This window comes from Phyllobacterium zundukense (assembly GCF_002764115.1).
Lineage (GTDB): Bacteria > Pseudomonadota > Alphaproteobacteria > Rhizobiales > Rhizobiaceae > Phyllobacterium > Phyllobacterium zundukense.
Window position 1 is genome coordinate 198,823 of sequence record NZ_CP017944.1, and the last position, 18,676, is coordinate 217,498.

The 18,676-nt window shown below is 57.3% G+C and carries 15 protein-coding genes; 5 read left to right on the top strand and 10 right to left on the bottom strand.

What is annotated here, in order from left to right; translation table 11 throughout:
* Positions 1-3 precede the first annotated feature (3 nt).
* From exbB to BLM14_RS29400, 3 genes are all read right to left on the bottom strand, one after another.
* Entirely contained in the window at positions 4-888 is an 885-nt protein-coding gene (exbB, locus tag BLM14_RS29390; RefSeq protein WP_100003580.1) for a tonB-system energizer ExbB, read from the bottom strand.
* 307 nt (positions 889-1,195) lie between these two features.
* Positions 1,196-2,416 (bottom strand): RHE_PE00001 family protein, encoded by a 1,221-nt coding sequence (locus BLM14_RS29395; RefSeq protein WP_335672097.1) that lies wholly within the window; start codon positions 2,414-2,416, stop codon positions 1,196-1,198.
* Positions 2,417-2,546: 130 nt separating this feature from the next.
* Positions 2,547-3,248 (bottom strand): L,D-transpeptidase, encoded by a 702-nt coding sequence (locus BLM14_RS29400; protein WP_100003674.1) that lies wholly within the window; start codon positions 3,246-3,248, stop codon positions 2,547-2,549.
* A 453-nt stretch (positions 3,249-3,701) separates the two neighbouring features.
* Here BLM14_RS29400 and BLM14_RS29405 point away from each other — a divergent pair, with 453 nt between their 5' ends.
* The gene (locus BLM14_RS29405; protein ID WP_100003581.1) at positions 3,702-4,154 is read left to right on the top strand and encodes a helix-turn-helix transcriptional regulator; all 453 of its coding nucleotides are present in this window, start codon (positions 3,702-3,704) and stop codon (positions 4,152-4,154) included.
* A 44-nt stretch (positions 4,155-4,198) separates the two neighbouring features.
* Here BLM14_RS29405 and BLM14_RS29410 read toward each other — a convergent pair whose 3' ends face one another.
* From BLM14_RS29410 to BLM14_RS29435, 6 genes are all read right to left on the bottom strand, one after another.
* A complete protein-coding gene (locus tag BLM14_RS29410) occupies positions 4,199-4,972 on the bottom strand; it encodes a phosphodiesterase (protein ID WP_100003582.1) in 774 nt (257 codons plus the stop codon).
* A 23-nt stretch (positions 4,973-4,995) separates the two neighbouring features.
* Complete coding sequence (locus tag BLM14_RS29415; protein WP_100003583.1) at positions 4,996-6,042, bottom strand: LacI family DNA-binding transcriptional regulator; 1,047 nt, start codon at positions 6,040-6,042, stop codon at positions 4,996-4,998.
* Positions 6,043-6,046: 4 nt separating this feature from the next.
* A complete protein-coding gene (locus BLM14_RS29420) occupies positions 6,047-6,859 on the bottom strand; it encodes an ABC transporter permease (protein WP_100003584.1) in 813 nt (270 codons plus the stop codon).
* The gene (locus BLM14_RS29425) at positions 6,856-7,677 is read right to left on the bottom strand and encodes an ABC transporter permease (RefSeq protein ID WP_100003585.1); all 822 of its coding nucleotides are present in this window, start codon (positions 7,675-7,677) and stop codon (positions 6,856-6,858) included. The genes BLM14_RS29420 and BLM14_RS29425 overlap by 4 nt, the downstream gene beginning before the upstream one ends.
* Before the next feature lie 66 nt (positions 7,678-7,743).
* Positions 7,744-8,880 (bottom strand): ABC transporter substrate-binding protein, encoded by a 1,137-nt coding sequence (locus BLM14_RS29430; RefSeq protein ID WP_100003586.1) that lies wholly within the window; start codon positions 8,878-8,880, stop codon positions 7,744-7,746.
* Between the two features lie 72 nt (positions 8,881-8,952).
* Positions 8,953-10,062 (bottom strand): ABC transporter ATP-binding protein, encoded by a 1,110-nt coding sequence (locus tag BLM14_RS29435; RefSeq protein ID WP_237143736.1) that lies wholly within the window; start codon positions 10,060-10,062, stop codon positions 8,953-8,955.
* Between the two features lie 243 nt (positions 10,063-10,305).
* On the opposite strand from BLM14_RS29435, the gene BLM14_RS29440 reads away from it, so the two are divergent.
* Complete coding sequence (locus BLM14_RS29440) at positions 10,306-11,280, top strand: ABC transporter substrate-binding protein (RefSeq protein ID WP_100003588.1); 975 nt, start codon at positions 10,306-10,308, stop codon at positions 11,278-11,280.
* 90 nt (positions 11,281-11,370) lie between these two features.
* Complete coding sequence (locus tag BLM14_RS29445) at positions 11,371-13,038, top strand: ABC transporter permease (RefSeq protein WP_237143737.1); 1,668 nt, start codon at positions 11,371-11,373, stop codon at positions 13,036-13,038.
* Here the strand turns inward: BLM14_RS29445 and BLM14_RS29450 are convergent, their stop codons facing one another.
* Positions 13,039-14,073 (bottom strand): ABC transporter ATP-binding protein, encoded by a 1,035-nt coding sequence (locus BLM14_RS29450; protein ID WP_100003589.1) that lies wholly within the window; start codon positions 14,071-14,073, stop codon positions 13,039-13,041.
* Between the two features lie 237 nt (positions 14,074-14,310).
* Between BLM14_RS29450 and BLM14_RS29455 the strand changes: the two genes are divergently transcribed.
* Together BLM14_RS29455 and BLM14_RS29460 are read left to right on the top strand one after the other, a co-directional pair.
* Positions 14,311-15,561 carry an efflux RND transporter periplasmic adaptor subunit gene (locus BLM14_RS29455; protein WP_157929637.1) on the top strand — a complete coding sequence of 417 codons (1,251 nt, stop codon included), beginning with the start codon at positions 14,311-14,313 and terminating at the stop codon, positions 15,559-15,561.
* Positions 15,558-18,674, top strand: coding sequence for an efflux RND transporter permease subunit (locus BLM14_RS29460; protein ID WP_100003591.1), 3,117 nt, complete (start codon positions 15,558-15,560; stop codon positions 18,672-18,674). Before BLM14_RS29455 ends, BLM14_RS29460 begins: the two co-directional genes overlap by 4 nt.
* Positions 18,675-18,676: the final 2 nt, after the last annotated feature.

Genomic DNA, 18,676 nt, shown 5'->3' on the forward strand with positions numbered 1-18,676 from the left:
CCCCTACTCTGCCGCAGCGCGGGACTGCTGCACCTTTGGCACGAGTGCAAAATCCACGTCACGACTGACCAACCGCTCAACGCCGGCGGAGGCATCGGCAAGCAGCTGGCGATAACCGGTGATCGAACGGGCGAAGACGTTGTAGATGACGACGGCCGGAATGGCAGCGACAAGACCGATCGCCGTTGCCAGCAAAGCCTCGGCTATGCCCGGGGCGACGATCGCCAGATTGGTCGTTTGCGATTCCGAAATGCCGATGAAAGCATTCATGATGCCCCACACTGTTCCGAACAGGCCGACGAAGGGTGCGGTTGAGCCAATGGTTGCCAGCACGCCAGTGCCGCGGCTCATGCGGCGGCCCGCCTGGGCCTCGATGCGCGACAAACGCGATGCGACGCGCTCCTTCAGACCATCGGCGCTGGCGTGTCCCTGCGCATCGAGTGACATGCGCACCTCTTCGCGAGCGGCGTTGACGAGCAAGGCCCCAGGTCCGCCCCGACCTTCCAGCGACCGTTCGGCGTCGAGTAGGGTGCGTGCATTGCCGATGGCGTTCAGTGCCCGGTAGGCGCGAAGCCTCGCCCCGGCAAGTTCAAGCGTCTTGGCCAACCAGACTGTCCAGGTGACGAGCGACGCGAAGGCGAGGCCGATCATCACCGCCTTGACCACCCAATCCGCCGCCATGAACATGCCCCAGGGCGAGAGATTGTGTGGAAGGGTTCCAGCTGCCTTCGGACCGGGTTGTGCAGGCTCGGCAGATACTGGCGGTTGCGCTGCTGGAGACGTTGTTATTTCGGACTGCGGCGCCGCTGGCTGCGTAGCTGTCGCCTGCGTGGCAGGTGTTATCTCCTGAGCGAAGGCTGTCGAACAGGACAAGCCGCAGACAAGCATTACACACCCAAATGTTCCTGCCCTTAGGCCCGCCGTAACATTATTGGCGCTTGAACGCCTTGCTGGCCGTGCTTGCATCGCTCCGCAATCCTTCAATACTTCGCCGCGGAAGACCTGGGTTCCCTGGATTGGGACAGGCTCCGCACGCCCGGCGTTGTCTTCGCTTGAGAGCGGCTTAGTATTTATGACAAAAACAATCAACTATTTTTTCAGGCGGGCTTTCCCATCCGACGGACGAAAGGATCCGTCACGACCCAAAAGGGAAACTCTGACATACGAGGCGGGATTTTCACGAGTCTAAGCGGACTCAGACGATCCCCCAGGCGCGGTAACGTCCTCTGCCCGTCATCTCGCGAACGCCAAGATCAGCGACAAGATTGAGTGCTCCGCGCTGCGTCACCTTCAGTTCTTTGGAAATCAACGCGGTCGACACCATGGGCCGCGACAGGATGAGTTCGATCATGCCCGGCAAGCTGGATGTGGAGCGCCGATCCTTCAATTTGCGTTCCATTTGCATCCGCGCCAGACTCAACCGCTCGACCTCCTTCAGGTTAGCCGCGCTCGATACTTGAACCGCCTCCAGAAAAGCGATGAGCCGCGTCGTTCGATCGCGTGCGCGGCGACGATCACGCGAAATCGTTCGCAACCCGGCATTGAAAGCCGCAAGGTGTGATTTCGTCTTGCCGCGTTCCCGGAGCATCGCCGAAACCAGCATCGGACCCAGCCAATGCTGGTGTTGCAGCGGCTCTATATCTTCCCATGCGTCCCAGATCACTGCCGCTGCAAGAAGCGGCGGCAAATCGCGGGTCCGATCATGAACCGCGAACCATCGCTCCAGCCGCGCATCCTCATCCCAGTCAGGGTCATATACCAGCGGGTCGCCGTCCGGAGTCGCCTCGGCCGAGGCAGAGTGCTCCCCTCCCCTTCCCTTTTTGGTCTCGCTAACCGCCGAGGCACGCACGGCCGGTTGCTCCAGCAGTCGAGTGGATCGATCGAGCAGAGCATCGAGCCGCGCCAACTCATCTTCGAAATCATTCTCGGCTTGCGATTTTTCCTCATTGTCAAAGCCCGAATGGGACTTGGTTTCTGGTGCACGCTCGACCGTCATGATCACGGCATCCATTCCGCCGCGGCCGCGAAGACTGGCAATGCCCTTCGGGCTAAGCGCCCAGGATGACTGGTTGGTCGCAATCTGGCGGCGGATGCGCAGGATAGTGTGGGCCCTGGTCAGTTCGTGCGTCGGCGCGCGAATATCCATACGAGCGTCATGGAGCACCAGGTCTTCGACATGGACAAGTTCGCCAGCGAGCCACAATGCATTGCACGCCTCCATGAAATGCGACCGGGCGATCCATCCCTCGTTCTCGCGCAACAGCCCCTCGCGCGACCTGTGGTTAACCACGTCGCCGAAATCGCCTTTGCGGCCCACCCGATCATCAAGTCGAGCCAAGGCATCCTCGGCCGCAACCACAGGCTGAAGCATATCTTTTAGGGATAAATCACCAGAATCATAAACCATTGATATCATGGTAAACGATTGGTTAAACGGAAGATATAACGGATTTCACTTCACTAGCTGGGCAGTCGATCTGGCCTAGGTAGATAGCAGGTGAATCAGTTTTGGGGCTATGTCGCTATTCTTAGCTGCTTTGAGACTGTTAGCCAACCACTACCGTCGCTTTTCCGGAAATACGGCTATAGAGATCGATGATATCCTGATTGATCAAACGAACGCAGCCAGACGACATGGATTGACCGATTGACCACCATTCGGGCGAGCCGTGGATGCGGTAACCGGTATCAACGCCATCCTTGAAAATATATAGGGCGCGTGCACCCAGCGGATTCTGCGGCCCTGGCTCCTGGCCGTTTGCATATTTGGCTAGTTCGGGCTTGCGTTGGATCATTTCGCGTGGCGGCGTCCAGCGCGGCCATTCCTTCTTGTACTGGATATTGGCACGACCGCTCCAAAGGAAGCCGGCCTTACCAATCCCGACACCATAACGAATGGCATCCCCGCCGGGCTGCACCAGATAAAGGAAGCGTTCCTGCAGGCGCACGACAATAGTCCCAGGCTGTTCGCCTGTCGGGTCAACGACGATTTGCCGTCGGAATTGCGCCGGAATTTTTTGATACGGAATCGCGGGCAGCGAATAGGGCCCTTCCTGCACCGCAGCGTACATCACATCCGGAACGGTCACGGATTTGTCGATGCTGATTTGCGGACGAATGCCGCTGGTCGGCATGGCGTCGATATTCATCTCCGGCAATTCAAAAGTGGTTTGCGTGCAGCCGGAGGCGCCGAGGACCGCCATTGATCCAGCGCCAAACAAGAGATGACGGCGGGAAATCATTGGCATCTGCAATTGCTGGGAGACTGCCTGTTTACGCTTGAACAATTTAGGTACTCGCTTACAAAAATGGCAATTGTTCAAACTGTATGGAATTGTGGTTTACAAAGCATGAATCCGACGAGACGGATTTTAACCAACTGGGGCGGCTTATCCCGTTGACAGCTGTCAACTGATCCCAGTGACCGCTCGCATCTGCGCCCTGCCCCACCGCCCCCGTTTAAGTCTGCGACGTCAGCGGCAAGAAACACTCCAAGGACGTTGACAGCTGTCAACCAACGCAATTGGCGTCGATAGCCCACAATAAAATGTGAAATTCGCCTAAGGTTGAATTTCCAAAAATGCCAATCGGTATTATCAATAATGCAATCTTGCGTTTTATATTTTAGTTTTTGCTACGTATGATTGTATTCCCTTCGTTTGGTTTTGGACCAACACAGCCTTTGATCAGGACTTTTCACAATGTCAGATGAAATTGCTCGTGACTTCAAACCCCACTCCGATATTGATCGAGACATTATCCACAACGACGATATCCGCCCATTGCCGGAGCGCGCCAGCGCCAGCAAACCGACGCGCGCAGCTCAGGCGCAACTGCTTCTCGCCGAGGCGTATATTCGCCACAACATCTACAACCCAATCAACATAACCGACATCGCAGCCGACACTGGCGTCAATATTCGTGCGCTGCAGCGTGTGTTCCGGAAGTATCGTCAAGCCACTCCGATTCAGGTGATCGCAAGTTTTCGTATCGCTGAAGCGCGCGCCTTGATCCTCACTGGACAAGCGACCTCCGTGAGACATCTGGCGGCAAAACTGCACTTTTCCAATCCTGGGCGTTTCAGCAAGCTCTATCGCACGACCTATTCGCAAACGCCATCGGAAGACATTCGCGCATGCCTGGGCGAAACATGATCTGCCAAGCTGTTGTCGAACCGGCGCTGCGCCCAACGCATCCTTTAGCGATAGGCAGCCGAACGATCGAGAAAGTCATGGAAGTGCACAATCACGCTATCGCGGTCGATAAAGATAACCGCATAGGCAGGAGGCTCGTGGGTGACCGCGATTTTGTCAGGCGAGAAATCGAGCGCGGATTGATGGTTGGTTCCGCGCAGGACACTGACCGGTATACCCCGCCAGCTGCCTGCAATTGGCCGGTGGGCATGGCCGGCGAAGATATGCCGGACATTCCCATGTTGCTTCAAGAGTACGTAAAGCGCATCCGCCTCGATAATACCCATCCGGTCCAGAAGCGGCATATGGATAGGAAACGGCGGGTGATGCGAGAAGAGAAACACAGCACGGTCCTTTGCCTCTTCAAGACGTTTCTGCAGCCAGCGCAAGCGTGCTTCGTCGAGACGGCCTTCCGGACGTCCGGGGAGAAGCGTATCGAGCATGATCAACCGGCCTTCTGCGAGGTCCTCCACACTGTGAATAAAGCCATCCTCCCTGTTGGCCGTTTCGAACACATGGCGGAAGGCAAGGCGGTTATCATGGTTGCCGAGCATCAAGCGGAAAGGCGGAACCAGATGGGTCAACTCCTCCGCTAAAGCCCTATAAGTGACCTCCGAGCCAGTCTCACTTAGATCACCGGAGAATATCACCAGCTCCGCATCGGGATGATTCTGATTGATGTCGGCGATACAGGCCTGAAGTCGCGCCAAGGGGTCGAGACCGCATAATGTCTCGCCCGGCGTCACAAGATGCAGATCGGTCACCTGAATGATTTTCATGGATCAGTCTCGAATTGGATTGGTTAGGAACGCAACGCTGCGGCCACCCGCGTGCTGCCGCGCTGGACAAGACGCGTGCTCAAGCGTTCGTGTACCGGCGGATGGTCCGGTTCAGCCTCGCGACGATCAAGGAGCGCCACTGCATGCGCAGCCATGACGGATGCATCCTGCCGGAATGTCGTCAAATTATAGGAATCCCACGCCGCTTCAGGGATATCGTCAAACCCGATGACGGAAAGATCTTCGGGGACCGAAAGGTCGGTATGCCGCCGAACATAGTCAATGAGGCCAAATGCCACCAAGTCATTCACGCAAAACACTGCATCCGGCCTGTCCTTGCCCGAAAACAGCTGTTGTGCGGCCTCCTGACCGCCGGCATAGTTTGAGTTGCTACCATTCCCTATCGTGACAGCAGCTCCGTGCAATTTGGCTTCGTGCAGGAAGCCATACTCCCGCTCGACCGTCGTCGGGGTGCGTGAGAGTGCTCCTGCAAAACCAAGTCTCCTGGGCCCGTCAGCGAGAAAAAACCGTGCGGCCTCACGACCTGCACCTTCATTGTCGATATTGACGTCGTCCGCACCCGTTTCCGAACGGCCCAGAACAATCAACGGCTGGCCATTGCGGCGTGCAAGATCGACAAAGGAAGACGGCGGTGATCCCGACAGAATGATCGTCGCCTCGGCGCGGTAGCCGAATAGCGTTTTCTGTGCTGCGACCAACTCCTCTTCAGTGCGCCCGGTATTGATGACGATCGGGACACTGCCGCGATGGATCAGTGCCTTGGTCAGCGCTGCAACGAGATGCGACCGGTAACCAAGCTCGGGATTCGTAACCACAAGCCCGACGAGGCGGCTCTTTCGCGCGAGCAGACCACGCGCCAGATCATTGACCTGATAGCCAAGCGTTTCCGCCGCTTCCATGATCTTCTCACGCTTCTTGGCCGAGACACTGGCCCCCGGTGTAAAGGCCCGTGAGACGGCCGAACGCGACACGCCGGCATGTTTTGCCACCTGCAACGCGCTGACATATTGCTTGTCGTCTTTCGACGATTTCTTACCCTTGGATCCCATCTGTCTAATGCCCAACCTTGGAAAGCACGTCAGCGCGCAAGAATCGCTCCACAACCAGCATGAAGCCTATCGAGGGAACGAGCAACAGCAGAGCGGTGATAGAAGCGATCTGATAATTGCCGCCCGAACCCGCCGTATAGAGCAGCAGTGGCAGTGTGTTCACGTCCGGCGCACCGACAAAATAACTGCCGGTGAATTCATCTAGAGATTCGAGGAACACGAAAATTGCGCTCGCCATCAGACCGGGTGCGGCGAGGGGCAGCGTCACATCGCGAAAGGCACGGAATGGCCCTGCACCAATCGAGCGCGCCGCTTCCTCAAGATCGATGTCGACGGCCGAAAACGCCGCCGTCGCAATCCACACCGCATAAACCAGCCCGTGGGTGACGTGCACCATCACCACTCCCGCGATCGTCCCATTAAGGCCAATCTGATAGAAGAACCGGGCTATGTTCACATAAACCGGAAGGTTGGGAAAAGCTTGCGGGATCAGAAACGCCAGGAGGATCAGCCCGCGGAAAGGCAGCTTTAATCGCGATAATGCATATCCAGCCGGGATCGCCAGCGCCAGCGAGGCAATGACGGTAAGCGCGGCGATAACAATGCTTGTCAGCAAAGATTCCATGGCATTACCACGTTGCGAGAAAACCCGTTGCCAGAAGCTGAAGCCATATTCCAACGGCAGCATATGCGGGAAATACCATTTCTCCGCCACAGTCCACAGGACGAGATTGGTCAGCGGACCGAAAATGATGAACGCCAACAATCCGAGGCTAAGGGCGCGCGGCAGCCACCAGAAATCGACGCGCGCCATCATGAACGCTCCTTCACCGACTGACGCAGATATATCAGAGCAACACCTGCCGTCAGAAGCAGAGAGATCAGTCCCAAGGCATTGGCTACGCCATAGTCGCCGTGAGCATTGATACGGAACGCGATATCGGCTGTCAGCATGGTCGGCGATTGTGCGTTGATCATCAGCGGGACCGAAAGAACAGACATCATTGTGACGAATGAGAGAATCAAACCCACCAGCAGCGTACTGGTAATCTGTGGCAGCACGATCTCGATAAGTATCCGCAAGCGCGAAGCGCCGAGATTGCGCGCAGCTTCGATGGTGCTGCGATCAAGCGATGCCATCGCACCGGCAACGAGGAGAGCGACGAACGGTGTCTGCTTCCAGACGAATGCGATGACAATACCGCGCCAGTCGAGGAAGCCGACCGTCTGCAGTGGCGTCAATATACCGAGACTTACGAGGATATTGTTCATCAGACCGTTCTTGGCGAGAAACGTTCGCAAGACCTGGCCGACCACAATGAACGGAATAAACATGGGCCAGCGATAGAGCCAACGCAGGAGCGCGACAGCGCGCGGGTTCTCGCCAAGGGTCAAATAGCCGCCAATCGCAATCGAAAAGCACCCGATGAGTACCGTCGAAACAGCGACGATTACCAGCGTGAAAATCATGTCGCTCGAATATAGCTCGAATGATTTGGTGAAATTACCAAGGCCTAGCGTCTCGCCAACTTCGAACGCGCCGATAACTGAGGCAAAAAGCGGCACGATGAAAAACAGCACAATCATGATGAGTGCCGGCAGTACGAGAAAAATGGCGAGGAGGCGTTTCTGCATTTGAGGACTATCCGGGGCAGGGAGGGGACCGCCATCAGCCGGCGGTCCCTGGCCATCATTAGAAGATTAGTTGGCTACATTCTTCTCATAAGCTTCGAGAATGGCCGAGTTATAGGGTGCGATCGGGAAAGGCTTGGCCTTGGTGGCCAGATCGTTCGGCGAGATATCGACGAAGAGCTTGTCCCAGCTTGCCTTGTCGAGTTCAGGCTGCACAAACTTTGCATCAATACCCGGATACCAGTTGAAGCGCTTGACGATGCCGTCCGCCTGTATCTTCGGGCTCGTCGCGAGGGCAACGAACTTCTCTGCCAGTTCGGTGTTCGGGCTCTTGGCCGGGATAACGTAGTGCATTGGCTGGCCTGGCATGCCTGGTGCTGGCAGGAACAGCTTCATTTCAGGTGGCAGCTTGCCGTCCGCCTGCCAGGAATAGAACATGTCAACCCAGACCGGACCCATGGCAATCTCGCCGCGGCTCAGCATATCGAGCGTCCCGGCATTGCCAGGGGTGAGGGTCGCATTGGTGGTAAAGTCCTTCAGGCCTGCAAATGCCTTGTCCCACTTCGTTGTCTCGGCTTCCTCGAACGGGCCGTTCATCAGCTTGTTGGCATCGCCGTCGCCAAAGGCGTAAATCCAGCCCATGACGAAGCTGACGCCGGACGCGCCACCCTTGATACCGTTATAGCCGAACTGCTTCGGATTCTGCTTGGCCCAGACAACGAGTTCTTCATAGCTCTTCGGCGGATTGGGGATGAGCGCTGGATTATAGGCAATAGCGGTCTGGCTCGAGAACATTGGCATGACATAGCCATCGACATTGGCACCCAGCGCCATCTTGGCTTTTTCGCTGGTGACCATCTCGCCGGAAGGGATCTTGGAACGGTAAGACTCAAGATAGCCGTCCTTGACCATCGGCCCAGCGAATTTCTCATGGACAACCGCTACATCGGCGTCCCATTTGTCCACATTGGCTTTCGCCTGCGCATCGAAACGCTCGACAATCTTCTGCGAACCGGCGTCACCAGGGCCCGTGCCAACCACGCGCACTTTCGTGCCCGGATTTTCCTTCTCGAAGATTGGAGCAAGGTAATCGTTGATGTAGTCGACCATGTTCTGGTCGCCAGCTGTCAAAACCGTGAGATCGGCCGCGGTGGCGGGCGTTGCCGCCAGTCCGAAGATGAGAGAAGCCTGTAGAAGCGTTTTCATTGTGAACTCCCTTGAGCAAACATGGATAAGTGGCAGTCTTTTGATGGCAGCCGGGTCGTGGCTGCCAATTTCTCAATGCTTATGTTCGTCCGCCGGGCCCTCCAGCGTGTTGAAGATGAACAGCGACTGTGCCGGTATGCGCACTTTCACGGCCTCTCCCTGATCAAAGGGGGTATTGGCGTCGACCAGTATCTCATCGGTCCCGAGACGCACAGCATGACGCCAATGACCGCCCGGATAGCTGACGCTCGCCACCTGCCCCCGCAATTCGAGCGCTCCCGGTTCGAGAGCAGTGCCATCGCCGTTCCCTGTAAGGCGTGCTGCTTCCGCACGGAACCGCAGCTCAACTGGCCCGGTCGCCAATCTCCGTCCGGCACGGGTTGTCACCGTGGAAGGGTTGAAAGCGCCTTCCTGCAACTCGACCTGTTCGCCCTGGACCTGCGCTTGCATGGATAGGAGATTCTCTGCCCCCATGAAGGCGGCAACGAAAGGGGAGGCGGGCTTGTTATAAACCTCTTCAGGCGACCCTTGCTGCTCGATCCGCCCCGCATTCATGATGACGATACGGTCAGCCATCACCATGGCTTCCTCGCGGTCATGGGTGACATGGATCGCCGTGATACCAAGACGCTTTTGCAGTGAACGGATTTCATGGCGCACGGTCAGCCTGATGCGTGCGTCGAGGTTGGACAGCGGCTCGTCGAGCAGGAGAATTTCCGGATCGATTGCCAGCGCGCGGCCAAGCGCTACGCGCTGTCTTTGACCACCGGAGAGCTGACCCGGCTTGCGGTTGCCGAGGCCAGAAAGGCCGAGCAGGTTCAGCATCTCGGCTACGCGCGCGTCAATGTCTCCACGGGAGCGCTTCTGCAATTTCAGGCCGTAACCGATATTCTGGGCCACGGTCATGTGCGGCCAGAGCGCATAGGACTGGAACACAAGGGACATGCCACGCTTGTCAGGCGGCATTTGCGTCACATCACGGTCGGCAACCCGAATGGAACCTGAAAAAGGTTTGGCAAATCCGGCAATCGTGCGCAGCAGTGTCGTCTTGCCACAACCTGACGAGCCGAGAAGAGCGACGAATTCTCCCTTTTCAATACCAAGGTCAAGCTTGTCCAGGATCGTCGTCGAACCGTAGCCGACGCTCATCTTCTCCACCTTGAGAAAAGCTCGCATATTCATCTTTCATCCCCGATTGCACAGCTGCGCAATTTTTTCTTTGTACTGTCTGTTTATAACAGCGGCATGACAAGTTAAAAAAATTGAAACAGAAAACGGCCCTGCTTTGGCCGTACAAACAAGGAGGACAATACTTTTGTATCAGTGTCATCGAACCGTTATCCGGCTTGTATAGAGCTTGGCCAACCCTTGGAAACCTGTGCAAACAGATGCGAGGTTCGTTTCATTCGACAAAAAGAGGTCATCATGCGCCAACTTCTCGCTGCTACCATCCTCCTAGCCGCCGGTCTTCATCCGGCTTTTGCTGCCGAAGGCACTCTCGTGCTTTATACGAGCCAACCCAATACTGACGCACAGCAAACCGCCGATGCTTTCATGGCTAAAAATCCAGGCATCAAGGTCGAGTGGGTACGCGATGGCACACCAAAGATCATGGCGAAGCTGCGCGCCGAGATCGAAGCAGGCAATCCTCAGCCAGACGTCCTGTTGATCTCGGATGTTGTCACCATGGAAGGGCTCAAGAAGGAAGGGCGCCTGCTTCCGTTCAAGGACGCCGACACCAAAGGCATCGACGCGGCTTTGATCGACAAGGACGGAACCTATTTCTCCACCAAGCTGATCACCACGGGTATTGTCTATAACACCAAGGCTCCGTTCATTCCGGCAAGCTGGAGCGATCTGACGAAGCCGGAAGCCAAGAACCTTGTCAGCATGCCAAGCCCGCTCAGTTCCGGCGCAGCGATGATCCATACCGTGACGCTGACCGGCAATCTGTCACAAGGCTGGGATTATTACGCTGAACTCGCGAAGAATGGTGCCCAGGCCGCCGGTGGCAATGGCGACGTGCTCAAGGCAGTCAGCGGCGGCGACAAGCTCTTTGGCATGATCGTCGACTACATGCCGATCCGCGAAAAGGTCAAGGGCGCGCCGGTCGAATTCGTCTTCCCGAAGGAGGGCGTCTCTGCCGTCACTGAACCCGTTGCCATTCTGTCGACGGCAAAGAACCCTGAAGCGGCCAAGGCATTCGTCAATTTCCTTCTTTCGGAGGAGGGTCAGAAAGTCGCTGTCAAGCAGGGCTATATACCGGCCCGCGCCGATGCCGGGCTGCCGGCAGGCTACCCGGATCGTTCGACCATCAAGGTCCTGAACTACGACGCAGCTGCGGCACTGGCCAACGACACAGCCAACAAGGAAAAATTCAGCGAAGTGATGGGGCAGTAAGAACTCTTGGCTGTCATCCAATCCATAAGCAATAACGCAAGGCCCGCATCCATCGATGCGGGCCTGCTGTCAAAAATCCGGCGGAAATTATTGCGCGATGCCCGTCTTTCCAGTCTCATCATCCTCGGCATTGTTTTTCTGCTAAGCCTGCTCCCCGTCTTGCGCCTGCTGCTGACCGCTGTTGCCCCCGGCGGTGAAATCGACCTTTCGGCCCTCGCAAACCGTCTCGCCAGCCCTCCAGTGTTGCGCGCCACCTTGAACACACTGGACACGTCCCTTTTCGGCGCCCTGCTGGCGCTGTTGATCGGGGCTCCTTTTGCCGTTGGCATTGCAATGACCGATCTGCCGGGGCGCCGGACCCTGGGCTTTCTGCTTCTGCTGCCGCTGATGATTGCGCCGCAGGTCATGGCGCTCTCCTGGCTGCATCTATTCGGTCCATCGAGCACGCTGCTCGGCGCCATTGGCCTCGCCCCACCGCCGGGCACAGCCAATCCACTGCTCGGCCGCAATGGCATCATCCTGCTCTATGCGATCCAACATGCGCCGATTGTGTTTATCACCCTGCGCGCGGGTCTGACGCGCATACCACGGGACTTGGTCGAAGCCGCGCGCTCGTCCGGTTCGACACCACTGCGCGTGCTTCTGACAATCGTCCTGCCAATGGTCCGGCCTTATCTGGTGGCGGCCACGGCCTTGGCATTTGTTTCCGGCGTGGGCAATTTCGGCATTCCTGCGCTTCTCGGCATGCCGGTCAATTATCTGACGCTGACCACCCTGATCTATCAGCGTATCGCCAGTTTCGGCCCCAGCGTCCTGCCGCAGGTCGCGGCGCTCTCCGTGCTCATTGCCATGCTTGCACTGCTTGGCGTTACACTGCAGGCATTGGCATTGCGTCGGGCAAACCATCGTTTCACCGCAGGCACGCCTGCGCGCTTTACACTCGGACGCTGGCGGCTGCCGCTCGCACTGCTTGGCTGGCTGGCGATCCTGTTCATGCTGATCCTGCCGGCTCTGGCATTAGTAACGACAGCGCTTATTCCGTCCTTCGGCGTGCCGCTTACCTGGTCAACAGTAACCTTCTCCAACTTCGAGGAAGTCCTGTTCCGCCAAGCCTCGACGAGCCGTGCATTCCGTAATTCTGCTGTGCTCGCTGGCAGTGCAGCGCTGATCCTCGCCCTCGGCGCCATTCCTTTGTCGATTGGTATCGAGCGTTTCTCGCGCCTGTCGCAACGTATTCTGCATGGCGTCATCGAACTGCCTTACGCATTGCCGGGCATTGTCCTGGCCATCGCCTGCATTCTTCTCTTCCTGCGGCCAATGCCGCTGATCGGCGGCCTCTACGCCACGGCCTGGATTATCCTTGCTGCCTATCTCATGCGCTTCTTCGCGCTGGCGATGAAACCGGTTACCACCGCCGTTGGACAAATCTCCCGTGACCTCGATGAAGCGGCGGCTGTCTCCGGCGCTCGCCCCATGCGCCGGATGCTGACGATCACTGCGCCCCTGGCAGCACCGGCGGCTGTTGCAGGCGCACTGCTTGTCTTCATGAGCGCATTCAATGAGCTGACCGTCTCGGCGCTGCTATGGTCAAGTGGCAACGAGACGCTGGGCGTTGTGCTGTTCAGCCTGGAGGAAGCTGGCCTCGGCACCCAGGCAGCAGCCATAGCCGTCACTACAATCATTGTAGTGGTCCTGCTTCTTTTCGTTCTGGACCGGCTTGGAAAAAAGCTGCCAGCAGGCGTTTTGCCCTGGCGGTAGCTACGGAATAATCCAGGCGTCAGTGACGGCAACATGCACCTTTTCGCCAATCGCGACCGCAGTGGGGCAATCGAGAGTCAGGCGTTCCCCATTCACAAGTTGCAACTGCGTTTCGTGCACAGGCCCCCGATAGGTGCTTTCCTTCACAACGGCCACAAGTCCCTCCTCGGCTAGGCTAATCGCTTCCGGCCTTAACAGAACTTGCACTTGGTCAGCGCCACCTGCTTCTCCGCGCGCTTTCACCCGATGACCGACAATGTCAAGAAGGGTCGATGATCCATTCCGCTGCATAACCGTTCCGGACACAACCGCCCCGCGTCCGATGAACCCGGCAACTTTCTGGTCGGATGGCGAATGGTAGACCTCGGCAGGGGAGGCGATCTGCAGAATATTTCCCGCATTCATTACAGCGATGCGGTCCGAGAGAGCCAGGGCCTCCGACTGATCGTGCGTGACATAAACGATCGTCGCGCGCGTGCGGCGATGAATGTCACGGAATGCCTCGACCATGGAGGCCCGCAGGTGCATGTCGAGATTGGCAAGCGGCTCGTCGAAGAGAATGATCTTGGCATCCGCCACCAGGCAGCGCGCAAGGGCAACGCGCTGGCGTTGACCGCCGGACAGTTCCTCGATCCGCCTCTTGGCGTAGCCGGTAAGACCCACACTCTCAAGCACGGCATCGACGCGGCCGACGATCTCATTGCGGGCAACTTTGCGTGTCTTCAGCGGGTACGCGACATTTTCGGCCACATCCATATGCGGCCACAACGCATAGGACTGGAATACCACACCGACGCCGCGGTCTTCCGGCAATTTTTGCTGCCGGGCATCCGCGATCAGTTCGTCTGCGAACAATATGCGACCTTCATCCGGGGCCTCGAATCCGGCGAGCAACCGTAACAACGTCGTCTTTCCGCAGCCCGACGGTCCAAGCAGTGAGGTGAACGATCCGGAGGGGAAATCGATCGAAATATCGTTGAGTGCGGTTGTTCCACCAAAGCGTTTTGTCACGTTCTGGATGAGAATTTCAGTCATGCCGCACCTTTTCAATTCTTCATGCGTTATGGCACCGCCTATGGGGCGAAGCTGTAACAATTGTGTGACGAGCAGTTGATCCTCTGCGGATATCCAGCGAAAAACCCAGTTGGTGCCTATAGGTGGCACAGGACGTGCGGGCATGCAGCTCAAATCATTACAAAAGTATAATTTGTAATGGCCCGCAGAGGGATTAGTGCTGGGGTCTTCGGCGTTCCACAACGAAGAGAAAATGGCATGAAGCGCATCGGCCTTGTGATTGCAGTCCCTGTCATCGTCGGCGTCGGCTATTTCCTTGCTTATCCCGAATTGTCCCTGCGTGCCTCGGCGCCCGATACGGCTGCTGTGCCGTCAGCATTCCTCTCGGCTGGTAACAGCACCATGGCAGCGGCAGGAAAACGACGGAAAGCTTCCGCTGTGCCGCTTGTTGCCGTCGCCGAGGCGAAGTCGGAGGACGTCCCGATCACCAAGACTGTGGTCGGGACGATTGAACCTGTCGATACAGTTGCCATTCGACCGCAGATTGATGGTGTTGTCGTTGCCGATAACGTCACTGATGGTCAGATGGTGAAAGCCGGCGATGTGCTCTTCCGTCTCGACGATCGGGCCATCCGGGCCATGATCGACAGGGACCAGGCTCAGCTCACCAAGGACCAGGCCAGTCTGGTCGCTGCCAACCTGGATCTGGCCGGTGCGCAGGATCTTGAGAAGCGGCATGTCGACACGAACCAGCAGGTTTACCAGTCCGAGGCCGCCGTAAAGGTACTGGAATCTTCCATCGCCATGGACAAGGCACAGATTGAAGCCGACCAGGTACAGCTGTCCTATATGACGATCAGCGCGCCGATCGACGGACGCGTTGGTGTCGTCAGCACGTCAATAGGCAATCTGGTTCGCACGGCCGACACAGGAAGCGGCCTCTTGACGATCACCAGGACGGTGCCCCTTCGCGTCTCGTTCACAGTGGCCGAAAGCGACCTGCCAGCCCTGAGGAAAGTTGTGGCTGAGCATCCCACCGCCGTTCAGATCAAACTTCCCGGCAGCAGCGATACGATTGCAACCGGCACGTTGAATTTTATCGATTCCAGCGTCGACACCGCTTCCGGCACCATCGTGCTGAAGGCCGATGTGGCCAATACTGACGGCGCACTTTGGCCCGGTCAATATGTGACCGCAATAGTTGATATGAGCGTTCACAAAGACGCAACAACTGTGCCGTTGATCGCTGTCCAGCAGGGTAACGACGGATCCTTCGTCTTCCTCGTCCATGCAGACAAGACCGTCGCAATGCAGCCGGTCACACTTGCCACGACCGTTGGTGATATCGCTGTCATAGCGTCCGGCATCAAGCCTGGAGATCAGGTCGTCGTTGATGGTCAGCTCCATCTGCAGGATGGAGCGACGGTGCAGACGACCGAGGCGCAGACATCTGACACCCCTCCGGTTGCCGAGAACGTTGGTGCTGCCTCAGTCGAGGCCTCCAAATGAACATTTCATCCATTTTCATCCGGCGGCCCATTGCGACGATACTGCTTTCAATTGCGCTCGCCGCCTCCGGCCTTTTTGCCTACAAGTTTCTGCCGGTTGCCGCGCTGCCGGAAGTCGATTTTCCGATTATAACGGTCTCGGCCAAACTTCCGGGAGCTGCCCCGGATACAATGGCCAACGCGGTCGCAACGCCGCTCATCAAACAGTTTTCGACAATCCAGGCCATTTCCACGATCAGCGCGACCAGCACGCTCGGTTCAACGCAGATCACCCTCGAATTCGATCTCAACCGCAATATCGATCAGGCTGCCGCTGATGTCGAAGCAGCCATCGCCAGCACCTTGCGGCGACTGCCCTCCAACATGACCACTCCGCCGAGCTACCGGAAAACCAATCCGGCCGATGCGCCGGTGGTTCTTGTCGCTTTGCAAAGCGACACGATGCAGCTGTCAAAGCTTGATGACTACGCCGAAAACGTGATGTCTCCGGCTTTCTCAACGATCACGGGCGTGGGTGAAGTCCAGGTCCTCGGCGCCAAGGAATATGCGGTGCGCGTTGAGGTCGATCCCAATGCCGTAACGGCTCGCGGGATAGGTCTGGACGAATTGACGAACGCCGTAGCCGCCAACAATTCGATTGCACCCGTCGGCACGATATCTAGCCCGACACAACAGATGGCGATCGAGGCCGATACCCAAGCCCAAAATGCCGATACATTTCGCCAAATCATCGTCGCGTCTCCTAACGGCAAGCTTGTTCGCCTTGGCGACGTGGCGCGGGTCGTGGATTCAGTCGCCACCACTCAAACGGAGAGCAGATATGATGGCAAGCCATCTCTGGTACTGGCAGTATTTCGCCAGCCTGGCGCCAATACGGTCGACGTCGTGGATCGCGTCAAGGCTATACTTCCACAGTTCCAGCAAGATCTCGGCCCAACAGCCAGTATCCACACCCTGAACGATCGTTCTGCCTCGATCCGGCAGGCGGTTTCCGATGTGCAGTTTACGCTCATTCTCACCATCGCCCTGGTGATCATGGTTATCTTCGTGTTCCTGCGCCGGCTGTCCGCCACCATGATCCCGATCATCGCGGTGCCGCTATCGCTGATCGCCACGCTGGGGGCAATGTACGTGCTCGGCTTTTCGATCGACAACATTTCCCTCCTTGGCCTCACACTCTCGGTGGGATTGGTCGTCGACGACGCAATCGTCATGCTCGAGAACATCACGCGGCACATCGAAGATGGCATGTCCCCGCGCGAAGCAGCATTGAAGGGCAGCGCGGAGATCGGTTTTACCATCATATCGATCACCACGTCTCTCGTTGCCGTTTTCATACCCATTCTGCTCATGGGCGGCGTCGTTGGGCGTATCTTCAATGAATTCGCGGTCGTCGTTACCGTTGCTATCGTTGCCTCGGCACTGGTATCGCTGACGTTGACGCCCATGTTGTGCAGCCACCTTCGCGGGGAAAAGCATGGCAAGGGCGACGCGAAGAAGCCATTCACGGAACGCGTTTTCGACATCGTACAGTCCGGTTATGCACGCGTCCTCGATCTTTGCCTGCGTGCCCGGCCAGTGATCCTCGCCGTATTTTTGCTGACGGTGGTTGCGACGGTCTATCTCTTCTACACGATCAATAAGGGGTTCCTTCCGACGGAAGACATCGGCCAATTGTCGATTTCAACCGAAGCGCGGCAGGATATTTCGTTCGAAGCCATGGTGGCGCTGCAGAAACAGGTGGCCGATGCGATATCCAGCCGGCCCTATGTGGCGCACATCGTTTCCAATGTTGGTGGCGGCTTCAATTCCTCCAGTCTCAATCAGGGACGATTCTTTGTCGAGTTGAAACCGAAAGCGGAACGTGCGCCGCTCGAGAGTGTACTCAGCGATCTTCGCCGGACGCTGGCTAAAGTACCCGGCATCAACAGCTATCCGGTTGCCGTACAAAATCTGCGGATTGGCGGTGTCTCGTCCAATGCGCAATACCAATATGTTCTCCAAAGCGTCAGCGCGGCTGATCTCTATCCCTGGTCGCAGAAAATCATGCTGGCGATGCAGCAGGAGCGGAATACCTTCATCGATGTTTCGAGCAACCTGCAGAACAATGCGCTGCAGGCCAATCTCGTCATCGATCAGGACAAGGCGCAACTCCTCGGCATCAATTCTGATCAGCTTCGCAACACGCTGTACTATGCGTTCGGCACCAATCAGGCATCGACGATATTTTCGACGGGTGACAGCTACCAGGTCATACTCGAACTCGACCCGGCGATTCCATGGACCACCGACAAGCTCGATCAGATGCAGATCAGGTCAACGACAACCAACAAGCTGATACCGCTTTCCGCCTTCGCCCACGTCGAACGCAAGACGGGCCTGCTTGCGGTCAGTCAACTGGGTCAGCTGCCCGCCGTCACGATCTCTTTCAATCTGCCGCAAGGGGTGGCGCTCAGCCAGGCCGTACAGGAACTCGACGCGCTGAAAACGCAACTCAATGTTCCTGGCACCATTACCTCCACCTTCACCGGTACGGCCAAGGTGTTCGAGCAATCGCTTGCCAATCAGGGCCTGCTCGTCGGTGCTGCAATCCTGACGATCTATATCGTCCTGGGAATTCTCTACGAAAGTTTTGTCCACCCGCTCACCATCCTCACCGGGCTGCCAGCCGCCGCCGCGGGTGCGCTCGCCACGCTGGAAGTGTTCGGCTACGACCTCAGCGTCATCGCGATCATCGGCATCCTGATGCTGATCGGTATCGTCAAGAAGAATGCCATCATGATGATCGATTTTGCGCTTGCCCGTCAAAGAGCCGGTGAGACTTCGTTCGATGCCATACGCGAGGCCTGCCTCGTGCGTTTCCGGCCGATCATGATGACAACATTCGCCGCGCTGATGGGTACCATTCCCATCGCCATCGGTGCAGGCGCCAGCTCAGAGCTCCGCCAGCCGCTCGGTGTGGCTGTTGTCGGCGGGCTTGTCGTCTCGCAGATCCTGACGCTGTTCATCACGCCGGTCATCTTTCTCTACATGGAAGACCTGTCGCGAGCACTGAACACATTGGGGAACAGGCTTGTTGGCAAGCATGCACCTGATACCGTTGCTGCTGAGTGAGT